A 19,435-nucleotide genomic window follows, 5' to 3' on the forward strand; every position below is an offset into this window, starting at 1 on the left:
GGCAACATAAAGGCGGGTTGACAATCCGCCCCTAGGACTTCTTATAGAGAAGGGTTTAGGATCTGTTGAGTACGCTCGAATACGTCTAGACCTTGCTGTTTTAGCCAGTAAGGTAGGTCGATCAGTACCCAGTTCTCAGATAGCTTGTCGCCGTCACGGTAGTAAACGTCAACCACTTGCATGTCTGCACGTACTTCACCACCTGTCATACCTAGGAAACCACCGATTGGCGTGTTAGATAGGTTTGGCCAGCCGAAGAAACAAGAGAAGTTACCTTCTGCGAAACGACATACGTGGCCATTAAACTTCTTGTCTTTCAGGTTGTTACGGAACGGCAATTGGTGCTGCTGTTGGTAACGAGGAATTGTGTAAGACGCACCGATACCACATGGACCGTACCAGATCATGTCTTTAGACCAGCTCTTCTCAAGAACTTCTGGTGGGCAACCCATAGCGCCGCTGTCGTTCAGTGCAGATAGGTCATCAACCATCTTGTTCACTAGTGCTAGTGTTGCTACGCCTTCTTCTGGTGCTGCGTCTTCGAACAGTAGACCGTCGTGGTTACGAGGACCAGGGTATACGAAGTGCTTACCTGTTGATGGTGGTAGTGGGTAACAACCCGCTTGGTCCATCGCGCCTAGAAGGTCTAGGAATAGGCCAGTCTTAGTGATCTTGCCGTTTTCAACACAGTTAAATTCTGCGTAACGGATGTTCATGATTTTGCCAGTTGGGCGCATGCCTAGGTATTCAGCGTCGAATAGACCCATGAAGTGACCCATGCTCATTACCCAGATTTCACCTGATGTTACTTCGTTCTCACCACCGATGAAGATGTCTTGACGACGCTGCATGCGAGTCATTGATTTCATCAAAGGAGCCCAGAAAACGTCAGCCGCTGCTTGAGCGCCTTGTTGCTCACGGAATGGGTAAACACCACGCCATAGGTAATCTTCTGAAGTGTGTGCTTTTAGTACTTCTGCCACGTTCTCGTGAGTTGCGTTTTCCATTGCGCTGAAGTATTCACGTACAACGCGTTTCGCTTCTTGATATTTAGACATAATAAACTCTCTTATTTGCTGTCGAGTCGGCTTTGGGAACAGGACTCGAAATTAAGTTTTTTCATCCGGCCGGGGAGCCAGCCGGAGTTTTTGAAATTCAGTTACGCTTTTGCTGCTTCGGCTTTTTTGCTCTTATCGAACACGCCGCCTTTTAGTGTCTCTGGCAGTGATAGCCATAGAAGACCAGCAAGGATCCATACGATTGGTGAACCCCACATTGCGGTTTGTAGGTCGGTACGTTCTTGGATGAAGATAAGTACCATTGGTGCCCACATACCGAGGATACGACCGCCGTGGAATAGCGCCGCGCCGTAGCTACGTAGGTGTGCTGGGAACAGTTCTGAGAAGTAACCACCCCATACCGCAGAAGAAGACAGACCGAAGTTGTAAATCAGACCAAGTAGAGCCAGCATGTTTAGGCCGCCAATCACCATGTCGCCAGGTGCAACAAAGAAGATTGAAACCATGATGCCCGCTAGGATGAAGCCAAATGCGTTCACCTTACGACCGAATTTGTCAGCTACCCAACCCCAGAACCACGCACCAAACAGTGAACCAAACGCTGAGATAGAGAAGATGAGACCGATGGTTGCACCGTCGAACATACGCACATCACGTAGGTAAGTGGTTACGAAGCCACCAAAGAATTGGAAACCGTAGAAGTTAAGGCCAGCCAGCAATAGACACGTTAGAGTGATCTTACGGTAAGGTTTACTTAACATTTCGCCCCAAGAGCCTTTTTTCGCTGGTGCATTTGATTCTTCTGCCTTTGCTTGCTCTTCTTCACCGTAAGCGATCACTTTGCTGTCGCTAGGTAGTACAAAGATCATGACAACAGCTGCTGCCAATGGTGGGATACCACCTACAAGCATTAGGCTTTCCCATGGTGCATCAATGCTTGCAATAAATGCTGCATATGCACCCATTACCATCAGTGCTACAGAGAACATAGAAGACGCGAATGCCGTCAACTTACCACGTACCGTTGGCGTAAATAGGCCGATCATCAAGCTTACTGCCACGGTGAAGTAACCACCCAGTGACAAACCAATGATGAAACGCATTGCTGCCCATGTTGTGTAGTCGGTGAACATCATATTGATGATCGTTGCGCCACCGTTTAGGGCTGTGATGGTAATAAGAGTGGATTTCTTACCAAATTTTGTTGCGAACCAAGCACAGCTCAATGCACCGATAAGCGCACCAACCGACTGCCATGTATAGAACTGGGCAGTGTCTGACAGGCTAATACCATCATACGCTTCAACGATGTATGGGCGTACGTAGTCAATAATTACAAAGTTATAACAATAGAAAAAGTAACCAACCAGTATCGCTAGATAGGCAGCTACCCTTTGAATCATAGGAACTTCGCTCATGTGTCTTTTGGCATTCATGACCGATAAACCTCTATTTCACTTAGGATTTGTTGCTATTCAAACTTAAAGAACACGATCTTATTGGGATCATCTTCGATTTCGTGTCGTGGTGAATCATAGTTTTTTTAAGGTCATTAGATCCGTGATCAATATCAATTTTAAAATGAATGCGTACCCAATTAGTGGTTTTTAGTGATGGGAGTCTCATTAAATCGGTCTTTTTGGCATTTTTGAATATATAACCGTCTATATTGGTGATTTTAGTCACAGTTATGGCGGTATTATCGTTTAGATATGCTTTTTTAAAGTAATATCCAAGCACAAATAATTAGCACCCAGAATTATGGAAACCCTGAAATGGTTACGTACTCAAGTTTTGTGGTGATTGCGTTATACGTGTTAATCACCATATTAATCAGCTATTTAGTGAATAAGCGCTACAGCAATGGTGGCGACTTTTCTACGGGTGGAAAGCAATTTGGCTGGTTTACGGCAGGTGTTTCGATACTTGCGACTTACATTAGTGCGATGACGTTTGTAGGGATGCCAGGTTGGGTTTATAGCTCTGGCATGGAAGCGATGAGTATTCACCTTAACTATCCCATCGTTATTTTTTTCACCGTCATTTTCTTTGTGCCTGTTTTCTATAAGCTGGGTCTGACTTCGATTTATGAATATCTTGAGCACCGCTTTGGGGTGTATGCAAGAACCATCAACTCGATTGTGTTCATTGTGGTTCAATGTATCTCTGCGGGTGTGATTTTGTATGCCGTGGCGCTGATCTTAGTGCAAGTTCTGCCTATCAGTATTTCTGAAGCTATTATCTACATTAGTATTTTCACCGCTTGCTATACCTATGCGGGTGGGATTTCCACGGTGATCTGGACCGATATGTTGCAATCTGCAGTATTGGTTGCGGGCAGCATCGCTATCTTTGCCATTCTAATGACAGAGATTAATGCGGCAGATTACCTTTCTCGTGATCACCTGAATATCATCAACTTAGACTTTGATTTAGGCGTAGATACCACACTCTGGGCTGGCGTGGTTGCCGTGAGCTTTTTGCATTTGAGTGTGTACGGCACCAACCAATTGATCATCCAACGCACGTTAGCGACGAGATGTGAAAAGACGGCGCAGAAGTCGATGCTGTTGTGTGGTTACGGTGCATTTTTTGTGTACTTATTCTTCGCGGTACTCGGTGTTCTTTTGAGTGTTTTCTATCAAGATCAATCGTTTGAAAACAGCAACGAAGTGATTTTGGATTTCGTCTTCAACCACACTAACCCAATCGTCGTTGGTTTGATCATTTCCGCATTGGCGGCGGCCGCAATGTCGACCTTGGATTCTACCTACAACTCAATGGCGACCGTCGCAACGTTCGATATCTACAAGCGTTTCGTTCGCAAGAGTGCCGATGATGAGCACTACGAAAAAGTCGCAAGAAAGATGAGTTTGCTCGCTGCGGCTATGGTGGTAGTGCCAGCTCTTCTGGCGGTATCGAATGAATCGGTACTCAAAACCATCGCTAGTCTGACTTCTATCTTTGTTGGTATCCGTTTGGGTTCATTCGTGCTTGGTTTATTCTGGGTGAAAGCCAATGAGAAAGGCGTGATCGTTGGCAGTATCATGAGTGTGATTGCGGTGTTTACTGCGATGTATCTCGACGTGGCTTGGCCGTGGTTCGCGCCAATTGGTACGTTCGTCTTCCTTTTGTTTGGTGTGTTAGTGAGCCGTCGTTGGGGCGCTGTGACTGCCGAGCAACAAATCTTTATCAATAATCAAAAACATCTTTTTGCAAAGCCAACCGCAAGCCATTATGGGCTGTTGGTGTTCGCTGTGGCGACCATCGCTGCTTGTATGGTTCTCCCTGATTGGCTTTATGCTGCATTGTCGTAATAGGTAAGTTTATGCTGTCCATCTTTGATATTTACAAGATTGGTGTGGGTCCTTCTAGCTCTCACACCAATGGTCCAATGATCGCGGGTTACCACTTCACTCGTTTGATTGAATCGAACTTGGCAAAAGTGGTTCGTATTCAAGTCGATTTATACGGCTCACTCTCGTTAACGGGGATTGGTCACCATACTGACCGTGCAACCATTTTGGGTCTGTTGGGTAACAAACCAGATACCATCAAAATCGCTTCTGCGAACAAAGCGATGCGCAAGGCGATTGAAGAGGGCATGATGTCTGTCGATGGCCGTCATGAAATCGAATTCAACTACAAAACGGACATGTTGTTCCATGAAGAGAACCTTCCTCTGCATGAGAATGGAATGACGATTACTGCGTTAGATGCGCACGGCAATCAGGTTGGGTTTGAAACTTACTACTCTATCGGTGGCGGTTTCATCGCAACGGCGGATGAACTGCAAAATGGCAGCGCGACTGCGCCCGTAGAAGTTGAGTTCCCATTCTCCAGTGCGGACGAAATGTTGGCACAGGCAGAGAAGAATGGCATGAGCCTTGGCGGCATGATTCTGAAAAACGAACAAGCGTTTCAGGATATGGAAGCCATCAATCAACGCGCAGAGCAGATCTGGCGTGTGATGACGCGTTGCATGGAGCGCGGTTTCGAGACAGAAGGTATCTTGGATGGCGGCTTGAACGTGACCCGCCGTGCGCCAAACTTGCTGAAGAAGCTTGAAGCAAATGCAGCAATCGAAAACGATCCGATGGAAATCATGGATTGGATTAACCTGTTTGCTTTTGCTGTGAGTGAAGAAAACGCGGCTGGTGGACAAGTCGTAACGTCGCCAACTAATGGTGCGGCGGGTGTGATTCCGGCGGTATTGATGTACTACCATCGCTTCATCAAAGAGCTCGATACTAAACAGCTTAAAGACTTCCTTGCTGTATCCGGTGCGATTGGCATCTTGTACAAAACCAATGCGTCTATCTCGGGTGCCGAAGTGGGTTGTCAGGGCGAAGTCGGTGTATCTTCCTCTATGGCGGCAGCTGGCTTGACCGCGCTACGTGGTGGCAGCAATGAGCAAATTTGTATTGCGGCTGAGATTGCCATGGAGCACTCACTAGGCATGACCTGTGACCCAATAGGTGGCTTAGTGCAAGTACCGTGTATTGAGCGTAATGCAATGGGCGCAATGAAAGCGATCAATGCATCTCGCATGGCACTAAAGCGTAATAGTAAATGTTTGATCTCGTTGGATAAGGTGATTGAAACCATGTACCAAACGGGCAAGGACATGAACAAGAAATACCGCGAGACGTCACTGGGTGGGTTAGCTTTGATTCACCTAGCGCCGCCTTGCGAATAATGAGTTAGGCACATCTAACCAACAAAAAAGCCGAAGCACTGAGATGCATCGGCTTTCCTTTTTTGGAGCGTTTATAACTTAGCTATGCGTTTGCTCACCTTTTGGTGTGCTTTGGTTTGGTTGATAGTGCAAAATCACCATCGAGGTGGGTGACAGCAAGACTTCGCCTTCAGCATGTCCTGGGTTGAGATTACGTACGTTTGTATCACAGATCGTCACCCATTCTTGCTTTCGCTCATTGGGGAGCTTAAAGCGAGCTGTGGCGTTAGTTTGGTTGATGAGGTAGACCAGCTCTTGCCCTTCTTTACCGATACCAAGGTGAAGTGCGACAGAGCTTAAACGGTTCCAATCATCGTGCTCCATTAAGCGACCGTCTGTACGGCGCCAGAAAATACGGTTGTTATTGCGATTCTCGCCACTGAAAGCTCGGATAAATGGCACCATGTATTGATTTCGGTTGGCGACCATTTGTGACATCCATGCTTTGAAATGTTGCTTACGTTCTGTCTCTTCCCAGTTCAGCCAACTGGTTTCGTTATCTTGGCAATAGGCATTATTGTTACCGCCTTGGGTGTGAGACAGAACATCAGCAGTGAGAATGTGTGGGATACCGAAGGCAAACAGCAAGCTAGCAATAAGGTTGCGTTTTTGCTTTTCACGCGTGGCGATAATCATCAGATTTTCCGTCTCGCCTTCAACACCGTAGTTTTCTGAACGATTGTCACCGTGACCGTCGCGATTTTCTTCGCCATTGGCTTCGTTATGTTTGTGCTTGTAAGACACTAAATCTTGCAGTGTGAAGCCATCGTGATACGTGATGTAATTTACGGTGAGTTTGTATGGCCAGTTCGCTGCACTATAAATGTCACGAGAGCCCATTAATCGAGTGGCAAACTCTTTTAAATAGCCTTGATCACCGCGCCAAAAACTGCGGGAAATATCACGCAGTTTGTCATTACATTCGTTCCAACCAAATGGAAAGTTACCCACTTGGTAGCCATTTGGACCAATATCCCAAGGCTCGGCAATCAATTTGGTTTCACGCAAAATTGGGTCTTGCGCAACGGCTTTAAAGAAAGCTGCTTCTGGGTTGTAATCATCGCCCTGTCGACCTAACGTTGCAGCCAAGTCAAAACGGAAGCCATCGACTTTAAATTCGCTAACCCAGTAGCGCAATGTATCCATCACAAGGTTTAAGGCTGGTTGGTAGGTGAGATCCACTGTATTTCCGCAGCCGGTGTAATTGGCGAAGTGGTTGCCATGTTTGATGTAAAAACGGGAATCGAGGGCCTTCAGGTTGAAGATTGTAGGCCCTTCACCACCTTCAGCAGTGTGGTTGTAAACCACGTCGAGAATCACCTCAATGCCGTTTTTATGCAATTCGCGAATTGTTGTTTTTAATTCCGTAACGGCGTCTTGTTCTGCGTAGCGCGGATCGGGCACCATAAAGAGATAAGGGTTGTATCCCCAATAATTGACCTTTTCCATCTCTAGTAGATGAGGCTCATGCATGCATGCTGCGACAGGTAGCAATTGCAGCGTGTTGATGTTTTGCTGTTTGTAAAAGGCCAGCATTTCAGGTGATGCAAGACCTAAATAGCGCCCCTTCAGCTTGTCCTCAACCTCTGGGTGGCGTTGGGTAAGCCCTTTGACGTGCGTCTCAAACAATACCATCTCTTCTCTGGGTATACGCGGGTGATCCGTGTTTTGCCAGTCAAAATCATCTTCGATAACGACGCACTTCGGCATATCGAAACTTTTGGCTGGAGAGTAGGGAGGGTGATAGTGGAGGGCTTTATCTATTGATTTTGCGTACGGATCAGAAATTAACAGTGGCTCGTCCTTGTGGGAGACAAGGTAACCGTATTTTTGCCCCGGCTTAATATCTGGAATAAAAGTATGACGTATGCCAGCGTATTCATTCGGTAAACCGTGAAGCTCGTAGCTGCCATCGTTTGCAAACAATGCCAGTTGAATGTCTTTTACGCCCGGAGCATGAATAGAGAAGTTACAGCCTTCTTTATTCAATGTTGCGCCCAGGGGGTAGGGGCGAGAGAGAAGTCGTGTCATCGGAGATACTTTATTTAATATTTATTGCTACCTTTAGGAAACTATAAGTTAAAAACTTTGTCTTACTAAGGTCAACCACCCTAAATATAAAAATATTCGTGTAATTTAATTACTTTATGTGACGGCTTAGAGTCAAAAATATGAAATGGCTATCACTTTGTAGCGGCTCAAAACCGAACAAACTTACTAATTCCTCCCTAGATTGGTGATCTGACTCGAAAAAACACCATTCGGTAAATTTTCTACTCCCTTCTCATCCCCCTTAAATTAGTTTAGGGCGGAGGAAGTCATCCTTGTACGCCTCGGGTAATCTCACAACTGTTGAAACAAACGGGGATTCGTTCCCATCTTACCTCTCTTTCTTTAGGTGTGTTTTTACTGCCTATATTCACCTAAAAGAGTGAGCAGGGAAGACAGAATTATAAATACCCTTAATGGAGTTAAGAATGAAAAAAGTAAGTGCAATTGCTGCTGCTGTAGCTGCAACTTTAGCTGCTGGTTCTGCATTCGCAGTGGATTTCCACGGTTACATGCGTGCTGGCGTTGGCGTGAACGCTGACGGTGGTCAACAATTAACATTCGAAAAGAACAAGATCGGTCGTCTAGGTAATGAAAGCGATATCTACGGCGAGATTCAACTAGGTAAAGAAGTTTACAACAACAACGGCAAAACGTTCTACGTAGACTCTATGGTTGCAATGACTTCTAACGGTTCAAACGACTGGGAAAGCACTTCTGCTAACTGTGGTTTGGATAACGGCGAAGTGAAATGTGTAGACGATGCACAATTCGCACTACGTCAGTTCAACGTTCAAGCTAAAGGCCTACTAAACTTTGCTCCTGAAGCAACGCTTTGGGCAGGTAAACGCTACTACCAACGTCACGACATTCATATCTCTGACTTCTACTACTGGAACATCTCTGGCGCGGGCGCTGGTGTTGAAGGTATCGAAGCTGGTCCTGGTAAAGTTTCTTTCGCTTGGGTTCGTAACGACCGCGGCGATATCGCAGACCCAGGCAACGATGGCGGCGCAACAAACGTAAACACTCTAGACGTACGTTACGCAGGTCTTCCTCTATGGGACAACGGCTCTCTAGAAATGGGCTTGAACTACGCAATTCTTAACGAAACTGACGCTGCGCCAAACGGCACTAAAGATGCGAAAAACGGCGTAATGTTCACAGCAGAATTGACTCAAGGTCTAGACGCTGGTTTCAACAAAACAGTGCTTCAGTACGGTACTGAAGGTTACTCAAAAACAATGGCATTCTACGGCGACGGTAGCTGGTACGGCGCAGAAGCTGACAACGGTGCATCTGGTTACCGCCTAATCAACTGGGGTGTAATCGGCATGGGCGACAGCTGGGAAATGGGTCACCAGCTAGTGTACGGTGTTGGTGAAGACATGTGGGCTGGCCAAGACAAGTGGGAAACAATGTCTGTTGTTGTTCGTCCAATGTACAAATGGGATGACAACCACAAAACTATTTTCGAAGCTGGTTACGCTATCGACGATAACGACGGCGAAGAAAACAAATACGGTAAGCTAACTGTTGCTCAAGCATGGTCTGCTGGCTCTAGCTTCTGGGCTCGTCCTGAAATCCGTGTTTACGCTTCTTACCTAACGGCTGACAAAGAAGACAACTCAAACACATTTGACAACGGTCGTTCAGACGATACGTTCCAATTCGGTGTACAAGCTGAAGCTTGGTGGTAATCATCTAACCACTAAGTCCTAAATTGTCCTAGAATGATACAGCCAGAACTTATCTGGCTGTATTTATTTAAAAAACAATAAAGAGTCGAGGTAGACAGTAATGAAAAAATGGCTTGCTCCCGTACTGCTGGGCATGTTGGCTACTGGTTGTGCGTCTGTAGAACAAGTAGAGATGAGTCCAAAAGGTCAGCAACAAGTGATCACGCAATCGGGTGATATTCAATGGGTACCGCTTAACGTGCCTGTGGTTACTGAGTTCGCTTTGACTGATAAAAGCCAAATGTTGTTGGATGGTAACAGTGCTGGCGCTATTGCAGCGTTTGCTCTTCCAGGTAACCGTGGCAGTCTCGATATCAAATTAGAGACATTCGTAAGTAAAGAACTTCAATTTTATGCTCCTAATGTCGCAGTGATGAACTCGGCAGGAGAAACCATTTACCAAGCAGATTTTTCAAAGTTTAAGTACGAACCAGCAAAACTGTTGGACAACGATAAATTCGTACTTGATCTCAATGTGATTCCAGACATGACAGGTAACGATCTGCATGTGTTGGTTTACACGACTTCCGCCGATCTAAAAGGAAGTACACAAGTTTTACACCCTGCAAAAGCCTTCGCCATGGCGCGTCACACTCAGCCGCCAGATATTGCAGACCCTCTAGCGAAACATAGCCCACTCGGTCAGTTCCGCTTTTCGGTATCCGCGAATGATATTGTGAATACTAAGATTGTTGCGAAAAACGACAACATTCCCCAAGGTACGGACCTTACTAGCTACTACTACAGCTCAATTGAAGCGGCAGTCGCAGCGAATGATATTCCGAAAGCGCTCACTTTGCTTGATGAAGCAAAAGAGCTAGGTATTGAAGGTGCACAACAAGTGTTTGTGAAAGCCGTAAATAGAAAATAATCAGATAAAAAAGGTCAGCGAAATGCTGACCTTTTTCATAGAAAATAAACTAATAAAAATACCCCTACATAGAGTTACCTTATTCACATAATTATTTTTATTACTTTGTTTTTTATATAGGTTGGATCAATAATTAATGGCAGTTCCTAATTTATTTTTTGTACTTAGGAAATAAACAAACTTCTCGAAGTGATTTAAATTCACAATCTGACGATATTTATTTGGCGTTTGATATTTCCATTTTAATAACGATTAATATTTCTTTTAACCGTTGAGTTTATTTTGCTTTGGATATACTAAAAAGGAATTACGTGAAATGAACATGATGAAGACCTCTCTTGCTGCTGCTCTACTTGTTGCCTTAGTGGGTTGTCAATCGACTGCAGAACCAGAAGCGGCCGCAGAGCCTGTTGTTAATATGTCTCAAGACGAAGTGGTTGCTTTCATGAAAGCGTGTGACAACCCAGATAGCACAGCGAAAGGACCTATTTCTAAACCACTATTTGTGGTGGGTACTTTTGCGGATTCCGATTGGAAACACGTGCCTCAGCGTCAATACACCTACAAAGGGAATAATTTCTACCAAGCCGTGGTTCAAGAAAAAGTAGGCTCCTACAAAATGCAGTACGCGACCGAGTTGTGGTTCCCACAATTTACCGCAAAAGGTAATAGAATGAACGTTGGTGAATTAACACCATTAACATTTGGTGGTTACGGTACGGACACTTCGGTTGATATTAAAGAAGATGGTAAATATGTATGGAGTCTTCAGTTTGAAGGAAAAGGCAAACCTGTTCATGTCATGGTAAATAAGTGCCAATAATATTCCATTCAGTTATTTAAAATCTATTTTTATTTATTAACCCCTGCATGAAACACATGTCGGGGTTAATTTTATTACTCAAATTTCCGTAGTTTATTTGAGTAAGTTAGGGAGAATAAAATGCGTAATATCCTACGTAACCATCGCCTGCCTCGATCGTTGCTTGCGTTAAGTGTGATTGGTGCTTTATCTGCGTGTAATTCTTCTGGTGGTGGCGACACTAATAGCAGCACTCCGCTACCGGATACCAGTTATGCTTGCCAAGCCAATGTCATGGCGCAAAGTAACCAACTTCGTACTTATCAAATCATGGTAGAGAGTTTTGTGGATGGTGATGCGAGCATTGGTCACGGTACAGGTTATGGCACCAGCCATCATAATGGCGATTTGCAAGGAGTGATTGATTCACTCGATTACATCCAAGATTTAGGGATGAACGCGATTTGGTTGACGCCAGTTTTTGAATCGGAAGCGATAGCGGGCCAAGAGCACTGGGCCGATCGTCTGGATGCCACGGGCTACTTTGCAACGGATTACTTCACCATTGATCCACGTTTTGGTGATTTAGAAACGGCGAGAACCTTGGTCGAGGAAGCACACAAACGCGGCTTATACGTGTTTTTTGATGGTGTATTTGGTCATCACAAAGATGGTTTGATCAAACCATCTCCTTCCGGTTTGTTGCCATCGGGATCGAGCAATCCCGTTGATTACCCGGCCAGTCTCGATTTCTACAAAGAAGTGGCAACGTATTGGATCAAAGAACTGAAGATTGACGGCTGGCGTTTAGATCAAGCCTATCAAGTTCCGACAGACGCTTGGACACAACTTCGTAAAGCCGTCGATGAAGCCTCACAAAGTGTGACGTACACCAATAGCAAAGGCGAACAAGTGAATCCGTTGGGCTATATGGTGGCAGAGATTTGGAAAGGGGAGTCTGAAATCGCGAATGAGGCGTATGGATCGAACAGCGATCCAGCATTGTGCTCTGCGTTTGACTTCCCTATGCGATATCGCATCGTTGAAACTTTGGCCGTGAATGAGAGCGGCGTGGGTGGTCGCGGTGCGGATTGGTTAGACAACGGCTACAGCACACACAACCAATATCCAACACATGCGCAGCCGAATTTGATGATCGGCAACCATGATTTAGTGCGCTTTGGTGACTTGTTACAGCGCGGAAACTTGGCGGATGTGAATGATGCAGAATATTGGTTACGCCATAAAGCCGCGTTTGCTTTCCAAGCGGCGTACACCGGGCCAATCACGTTGTACTACGGTGATGAAATCGGGGATCAAGTGGATGGTTTTGCCGCAAAAGAAGACAACAGCACCTGCGCCATTCAAGGTTTGTGCGATGATCACGTTGCGCGCAGTAGTGCGAAAATTGAAGGCGTGACGGCGACGCTTGATGCAAACCAAGCCGATCTCAAATCTTATGTGACATCGCTGATGACAATGCGCGATGCGCATCCTGCACTTTATCAAGGGTCACGCACGAATTTAGTTGCGAGTAACGGCAGTTATGTGGACTTGAAACAATCTGGTTCGGACAAAGTCTTGTTTGCGCTAAATACCTTAGAGAGCGCTAGAAGCGTCACTCTTACTCAGGAGAGTGTTGGTACTGGTGAGTTGGTGGATTTGCTCACGAATGAAAAAATTACTCCGAGTAATGGTCAATATCAGATTCTGATGTCGCCACTACAAGGACGATTCTTTGCGGTAAAACCTTAAGGAATTATCCAGAATTGATGCTCACCAGTTGAGCTGACCACAAGCTTTCTTATAAACAAGCCAAGTGTTGTTGCTGACCTCCATAGGCTCACACTTGGCTTGTTTCTGTCTGTTTTACTTTTCCCTTAATGGTTTTACGACGATGTAGCCAACAAGTTGCTTCGCTTTTTGTATTGGCATTTGTTTTCAGCAGATGGATATTTGTGAGATAAGCTGCACATTAAAAAGTAAATTAACACTTGTGCAACGTAAAAATGTGACTGAAGGATTACTTATGCCCCACTAATATGTTTATCGTGTTTGGGATTTATATAACTAATGGAAAAGTATAATGAAATCCATAACGAACTCCCTCTGTCTCCTTGCTGCTGTTAGCTCTCCGTTTGCATATAGCCAAATTATCAACGGTGACTTTGAGCAGTGGAATGGCAATGTACCTACGCAGTGGTCAGAGATTGACGCGGGCATTACAGTGTCGCCAAGCAGCGAGCAAATCAAATCGGGTGGTCTGGTTGCCCAGGTCGTCGTGAATACAGGTACCCAAAGCAACACCGACTTTTTGCAAACCATTAATGTGGAGCAAGGGAAAACCTATCCGTTTTCTGTCTCGGTTTATCATACCGAAGGAAATGTAAAAGCACGTCTGGTGGTTGATGGTTATCACAATTACTCGAACCCACAACAGATAAACCAGTGGCAAGAGCTCGCGCACAACTACACAGCGAGCTCGAACAAGACCATCAACGTCGGTTTGCGTTTTTACGATGAAGCCAGTTTTGATGGCTCAGAAGTTGTCTACGTCGATAATTTTCAACCGACTGAGACGAGTACACAACCTCCTGTAGAAAGTTGTAGTGATCACCAAGTGGTCTTGACTCTCACAACAGATGACTATGGTTCAGAAACTAGCTGGACGTTAAAAAACAACCAAGCCGAAGTGCTGTTTTCTGGTCAGGGGTACGAGTCAGCAACCACCATTGAAAAGAGCATGTGCTTAGCTGACGGTAACTACCAATTCACGATTCAAGACGAGTATGGTGACGGCATTTGTTGTGGCAGTGGCGCGGGGTCGTACACGCTGACTGAGGGAGATAAGACTCTTGCTTCTGGCGCTGAATTCTCGAAAAGTGAAACCACCGATTTTAACTTAGGTGACACAACGACGACCCCACCAGTGGTTGATGGTTACTATCAAGCGGCATCTGGTAAGACGGGATACGCTCTAAAAACAGCGTTGTTTAACATTATCAGTAATCACTCCAGCCGAGGCTATTCTGCGGTCTGGACCTTGGTAAAAGATGCCGATATTGATCGTTATTATGAAAATGATGGCTCTATTCTCGATATGTACTCTGAAAAGCCATCTGCTAGCGATACAGTAAGCTTTACCAAAGTCACAGACCAATGTGGCCAATACAAAACGGAAGGGGATTGCTACAACCGTGAGCACTCTTTTCCGAAAAGCTGGTTTGGCGGTAAGGTTGAGCCGATGAACTCAGACGGTCATCACTTGTTTGCAACTGATGGTTATGTAAACGCGAAGCGCAGTAATTGGCCATTTGGTGAAGTGGGCACCGCGACCTACGTGTCTAGTAATGGCTCTAAACTTGGACAAGCAAGCACTAGTCTGGGCTACTCCGGTACGGTGTTTGAGCCGATTGATGAGTTTAAGGGCGACTTCGCCCGTGCTTATTTCTACATGGCAACCCGCTATGAAAATGTTGTAGGTAACTGGGAAGGCAATTCAAGCAATGCGGATGCTGTCCTTGATGGTTCAAGTTCAACGGTTTTTGAACCTTGGATGTTAAACATGCTGAAACGTTGGCACAAAAATGATCCCGTTAGTGAAAAAGAACGAAACCGCAATCAACAAGTGTTTGATTTTCAGGGCAATCGTAATCCATTCATTGATCATCCTGAGTTTGTTGAACAGATTTGGGGAAACTAACACCTTTTTGATTTTGGTATCCACCATTTAGTGACGCCAACAAAACAAAGGGGAAGCGTGATGCTTCCCCTTTTTCATTACGGATGTTTTTAAATGAAACTAGTTTTTCGTTACCGTCACGATTGGCGCCGACTTGTCAGCCGCATTGAAGTGGAAGTTGTAGTTTCCTGCTTCTGCAATCGCAATTTTTAGGTTTGCGCTACCGCCACCGGCTTCCATCGTCAGCGCTTTACCAAGCTCAACACTGCCTTCACCACCGAAGTTGGTGTCTGCTGCCCAGTCTGCGCTCGCAACTTTCATCTCGTAGTTGCCCGCCGCTAGGGTAATGTCTAGCGAATAAACGTCATTTGCAACATAGCTGAACTTCGCTGTTGAGTCTTGTGCTGGAGCATCCCATGTAGTGATAGTGCCACGTAAGTAAAGTGCTGTTTCACCGAATGTTGGTGCATCTGCTGACTTGGTCACTGACACGACCGGTTTTTCTACGCTTTCATCTTGAACATGTAGCGCGTTCAGAGTGAAGTTGTACTTACCTGTTTCAGCAACAGACAGCTTACAGTTACCTTCTGAACCTAATTCTAGTGAACCAGAAGCTATATTCGCAGCATCACAACCGATGTTTGGATTTGCCCAACCAGAGTCCGCGAATTTGAACTCGTGTTCACCAGCTTCAAGAACGCCAGTTACAGAGTACATACCGTTGCCAATAAAGGTCATCGCCCAATCACTGCTATCAGACCACTCGTTCATCGTGCCTTTCACGTAAACAACGGTTTCGCCGTAAGGAGGAATACTCGATACGTCTTTGTTATCCGTGTTTACTGGTAGGCCAGCACCTTGCGCGCCGTTTTGTGGCTGCACGAATACCGCTGTTGTCAGTGCTGGTACTGTGAACGTTTCATTGGTGAAGCTTGCACCTTTGACGATGTCATCCGCAGAGTTTTGTTGAACTTCATGCAGTTCGAAACCAGTTGCGCCAGCAACTTTGAAAGATTTCTCAGTTGATGTTGAGTTCACAACGGCCACGACAGCATCGTAGTTCGAATCCAAATCGGCACCCGCTGATGTACCATCGTCGATAGACATCACAATCAAGCCTTCCACTTGGTCTTTCCCTACGTTGCGGAAGTCCACACGGTTCATCACTTCTTGCGCGGTATCTAGGCGGAACAGTTCGCTTGTGCTACGGATTTTAAGTAGCTCTAGGAATTGTTGCTTAGTCAGCTCGATGTCGGTTGAATCTGGTTTCGCCGTGCTGTCACCAACGATGGTTTTGATCAGCTCCCAGTTTGCACCGTCTTTGTCTTCACGTGGTAGACCAACGTTCCAGTTATTGTCGCTTCCGTCGAAGAATACACGGTTGAACCAGTCACCAGAATCGTACGAGTCGCGCTGCATAGATTTAGAGCGCAATAGCTCAGAACCCATGTGGATGAATGGAATGCCTTGACCAAGCATCACCGTTGATAGGGACACAGACTGCATACGTGCACGCTCGGCAGATGAAGTGCCTGTCGCAATCTTGTAGGCGTTGTTATCCCACAATGTTTGGTTGTCGTGCTTAGACACGTAAGAGATGTTCTCTGATGGCACTTTTGTGTAGCCTGCAGGCGCACCATTGTAATCAACGTTCTTACCCAGCTTGGTTTCGCCTTTGTAATCAAGAAGGATGTAGTCAGCCAAGTTACCAGCCATACCTAGACGAACCAGATCTTGGTTGTGTAAACGACCATTCACCGACTCTGCGTCAGTTTTGGTTTCTTCGTTAGGGTAAGCGGCGTTACCAAAGCCTTGGTTAAAGCGAAGTGGGTGCTTACCTTCAGAATCTACACCGCCATCAAACGGGCTTCCGCCACGAACTGCGTCACGCAGACGATCAGAGAAAGTACCGATTTCTGTCCCCGCCATGTTGACTTGTGTCGCCTGATCGAAGCGAGCGTTTTGCGCGACTTCACCAAAGTCCCAACCTTCGCCGTAGAACAAGGTATTCGGGTCAATTTCACGGACTTTTTCAAGTGCGTAAACCATCACATCTTTCGGCTGGTGGCCCATAAGGTCAAAACGGAAACCATCGACTTTATAGTCATCCGCCCATACCATCAATGAGTCAACCATTAGTTTACCCATCATCAAGTTCTCGGTTGCGGTGTTATCACAACAGGTTGAGTTTTCGACGCCGCCAGTGTTGACGTTTAGGCGGTGGTAGTACCCAGGGACAATCTTATCCAGTACTGATTTTTCGTTCACACCAGATGCATTTGTGTGGTTGTACACGACGTCCATGACCAGTTTCAGATCCATTTTATGCGTCGCTTGAACCATTTCGCGGAACTCAAGAATACGCTTAGACCCGTTAGGATCGGTCGCATAACTGCCTTCTGGCACGGTGTAGTGGTAAGGGTCATAACCCCAGTTGAAGCTGTCTAGCATGCGAAGATCGTTCATCAACGCTTGTGCTTTGCCCGTTGTTGGGTCGTAGCTATTTAATACCTCTTCAATTACTTTGCCGTCATCTTCGGTCTCACAAATGGAGGCTTCTGGCTTGATGCCACAAAGTTTACCCACGGTGTCGGTGATATCGACTCGCTTGTCAGCGTCTTCATCCACGGTTGCAATATCAAACGCAGGCAGGATATGTAGCGTTGTTAGGCCAGCATCTTTTAAAGCTTGTAAGTGAGATACAGACTCACGCTCAGGTTCTGTAAGCGCCAGATATTTGCCATCAAGACTTGGTGTGCCTTTGCTGTCGTTAAAGCTGAAATCACGAATGTGTGACTCGTAAAGGACGTGGTCTTCGTCTTTTTTAACCGTTGGGCGTGCGTAGTTTTTCCAATCTTGAGGCATTAAGCTTGGATCATCTAAATCAACCACTTGCGAGTATCGTGAGTTCTTAGACAAGCTCATTGAATATGGGTCTGTTACCAAACGCGTTTCAACGACGCCAGTTGTTGGGTGGTATACTTTAACTTGGTAGCGATAGTATTTGTTGACAACGTTGCTTTGTGCCTCAGAAACCCAGATACCTGTTGCTGGGTCTTCCGTCATGGCAACGGTCGCTTCTTCTGCTAAGTTTTCATCGTAGATTATCAGATCAACATCTTGGGCAGTTGGTGCCCATAGTTTGAAGGTTGCGGCACCGCCTTCCACAATCGCACCGAGTTCTTGACCGATCGCGTTACCTGCCTTGGAATCGGCAAACACCGCATCCAAAACGCCCGGCTTTTGCATTTCAGTTGCAGAAATGACGTCACCATTTGCGTTGTAAGCCACCATAACAATTTGTGACTTCAGGATCGTACGCAAGGTCGCGTCATCGACATCGATACCCGCAGCTTGAAGGCTAGCAAGGTGACGGAAGCGTGATTTCAGACCATCAGACAACTCACCAGCTTTTGTCAGCTCAACGGCTGTACCGCCAGAGATTTGCTTGTCTTCATCCATTTTGATGTCATTGCTAAGGCTGTAGAACAGCTTCATGGAATCCGCACTGGTCGCCGCTTCCCATGCGATGGTGTTGGCGTCTAACCAATGGGCTTTTTGACCATCAATATCAACAGGGCGCTCTTCTATTGGCTCGTAGTAAAGTTCACTGCTGCCGTGGAAGCCAAACAAACCTTTCGATTCGCCGATTTTCGTCAACTCTACTTTTGAGTTTGCGCTGCCGAACGCTTTCTCATCACCTTTGTGCAGAATGAAGTTCATGCATTCGTGTGGGTCAGAGGCGTCAGGGTTTATTTTCAGTACGTAGTAAGCACCGTAGGTGTCGTTGATGCCATCGAATGGGTGTGGCGCAGACCAATCCGTTCCTGTTCCCGGAATGCCCATTGCGTCTAAATCTGTGCTGGTACAGCCCTCACCGTTCCATAGGTGCAAGCCCCAACCTTCGTAGTCGCTGGCTGTTGAAGCTGATGCTACGTCACGTTTGTAATAAATGACGACTTCGTTCTCTCCCGCAGGGTACAAGCCTGAGCCAGGGGTCGTCGTATCTTCGTTCGTGCTATCACTACCACAACCGCTGATTACCGCGACGGAAATCAAAGGCAGTACGGTTTTGGCAATTGTTGATAATTTAAATGTCTTATTGTCCACGTTTACAAATCCATTGTTATTGAATTGATATTGAGCTGCGCGCTGCCTTCGCTGACTCAATCATCAAGAAGGTTTTGCACACGCTAGAAAGGCAGATGCCAAAAAAGGAAATGTTCAATTAGATGCTAATACACTGAATCATCAGCAAAATGTGAGAGCAGGCTGTTAAGTTTTTTACAGGTGCAAATTTTCTGTCACAGTCGATTTTGTTCACAAATTAAATAATAAAACAGGCGCATAGTGAGAGATTCTGCACATCATTAAAATGTAAATTTTTATGGGATGAGTAAGGGGGGATGATAGGGGATGAGAATGTCTCAGCCCCAAAACCGTGATTAAGTTCTATAAAAATGAGGGCTATATTTTTCTTTTAAAAATAAGTTGCAGTGATGTTGAATAAAATACCGCCATTAAGTCTTCGCAAG

At 45.8% G+C, this 19,435-nt stretch carries 11 protein-coding genes; 7 read left to right on the top strand and 4 right to left on the bottom strand.

Features of this window, described 5'->3' with window-relative positions; all coding sequences use genetic code 11:
• Positions 1-41: 41 nt before the first annotated feature.
• On the bottom strand, positions 42-1,058 hold the full coding sequence (locus R7Z77_RS08710) for a nuclear transport factor 2 family protein (protein ID WP_005374772.1): 1,017 nt from the start codon (positions 1,056-1,058) through the stop codon (positions 42-44).
• Positions 1,059-1,159: 101 nt separating this feature from the next.
• The gene (locus tag R7Z77_RS08715) at positions 1,160-2,455 is read right to left on the bottom strand and encodes an MFS transporter (protein ID WP_017634479.1); all 1,296 of its coding nucleotides are present in this window, start codon (positions 2,453-2,455) and stop codon (positions 1,160-1,162) included.
• 339 nt (positions 2,456-2,794) lie between these two features.
• Here R7Z77_RS08715 and R7Z77_RS08720 point away from each other — a divergent pair, with 339 nt between their 5' ends.
• Together R7Z77_RS08720 and R7Z77_RS08725 are read left to right on the top strand one after the other, a co-directional pair.
• Positions 2,795-4,336, top strand: coding sequence for a sodium:solute symporter (locus R7Z77_RS08720; RefSeq protein WP_170889941.1), 1,542 nt, complete (start codon positions 2,795-2,797; stop codon positions 4,334-4,336).
• A gap of 11 nt (positions 4,337-4,347) precedes the next feature.
• Positions 4,348-5,718 (top strand): L-serine ammonia-lyase, encoded by a 1,371-nt coding sequence (locus R7Z77_RS08725; protein ID WP_005383410.1) that lies wholly within the window; start codon positions 4,348-4,350, stop codon positions 5,716-5,718.
• Positions 5,719-5,796: 78 nt separating this feature from the next.
• On the opposite strand, the gene glgX is transcribed toward R7Z77_RS08725, so the two are convergent.
• Complete coding sequence (gene glgX, locus R7Z77_RS08730; RefSeq protein ID WP_005374781.1) at positions 5,797-7,788, bottom strand: glycogen debranching protein GlgX; 1,992 nt, start codon at positions 7,786-7,788, stop codon at positions 5,797-5,799.
• Positions 7,789-8,234: 446 nt separating this feature from the next.
• Here glgX and R7Z77_RS08735 point away from each other — a divergent pair, with 446 nt between their 5' ends.
• The 5 genes from R7Z77_RS08735 (at position 8,235) to R7Z77_RS08755 (ending at position 14,921) form a co-directional block, all read left to right on the top strand.
• On the top strand, positions 8,235-9,506 hold the full coding sequence (locus tag R7Z77_RS08735) for a maltoporin (RefSeq protein WP_005374784.1): 1,272 nt from the start codon (positions 8,235-8,237) through the stop codon (positions 9,504-9,506).
• 100 nt (positions 9,507-9,606) lie between these two features.
• A complete protein-coding gene (locus R7Z77_RS08740; RefSeq protein WP_005374786.1) occupies positions 9,607-10,416 on the top strand; it encodes a MalM family protein in 810 nt (269 codons plus the stop codon).
• Positions 10,417-10,732: 316 nt separating this feature from the next.
• On the top strand, positions 10,733-11,239 hold the full coding sequence (locus R7Z77_RS08745; protein WP_005374788.1) for a hypothetical protein: 507 nt from the start codon (positions 10,733-10,735) through the stop codon (positions 11,237-11,239).
• Between the two features lie 120 nt (positions 11,240-11,359).
• Positions 11,360-12,973: an alpha-amylase family glycosyl hydrolase gene (locus R7Z77_RS08750; RefSeq protein WP_213967509.1), complete on the top strand. Its 1,614-nt coding sequence runs from the start codon at positions 11,360-11,362 to the stop codon at positions 12,971-12,973.
• A 331-nt stretch (positions 12,974-13,304) separates the two neighbouring features.
• Positions 13,305-14,921: an endonuclease gene (locus tag R7Z77_RS08755; protein WP_158173269.1), complete on the top strand. Its 1,617-nt coding sequence runs from the start codon at positions 13,305-13,307 to the stop codon at positions 14,919-14,921.
• A 99-nt stretch (positions 14,922-15,020) separates the two neighbouring features.
• Here R7Z77_RS08755 and pulA read toward each other — a convergent pair whose 3' ends face one another.
• Complete coding sequence (pulA, locus tag R7Z77_RS08760; protein WP_213967508.1) at positions 15,021-19,010, bottom strand: pullulanase-type alpha-1,6-glucosidase; 3,990 nt, start codon at positions 19,008-19,010, stop codon at positions 15,021-15,023.
• Positions 19,011-19,435: the final 425 nt, after the last annotated feature.

Source organism: Vibrio sp. 1401 (assembly GCF_033340295.1).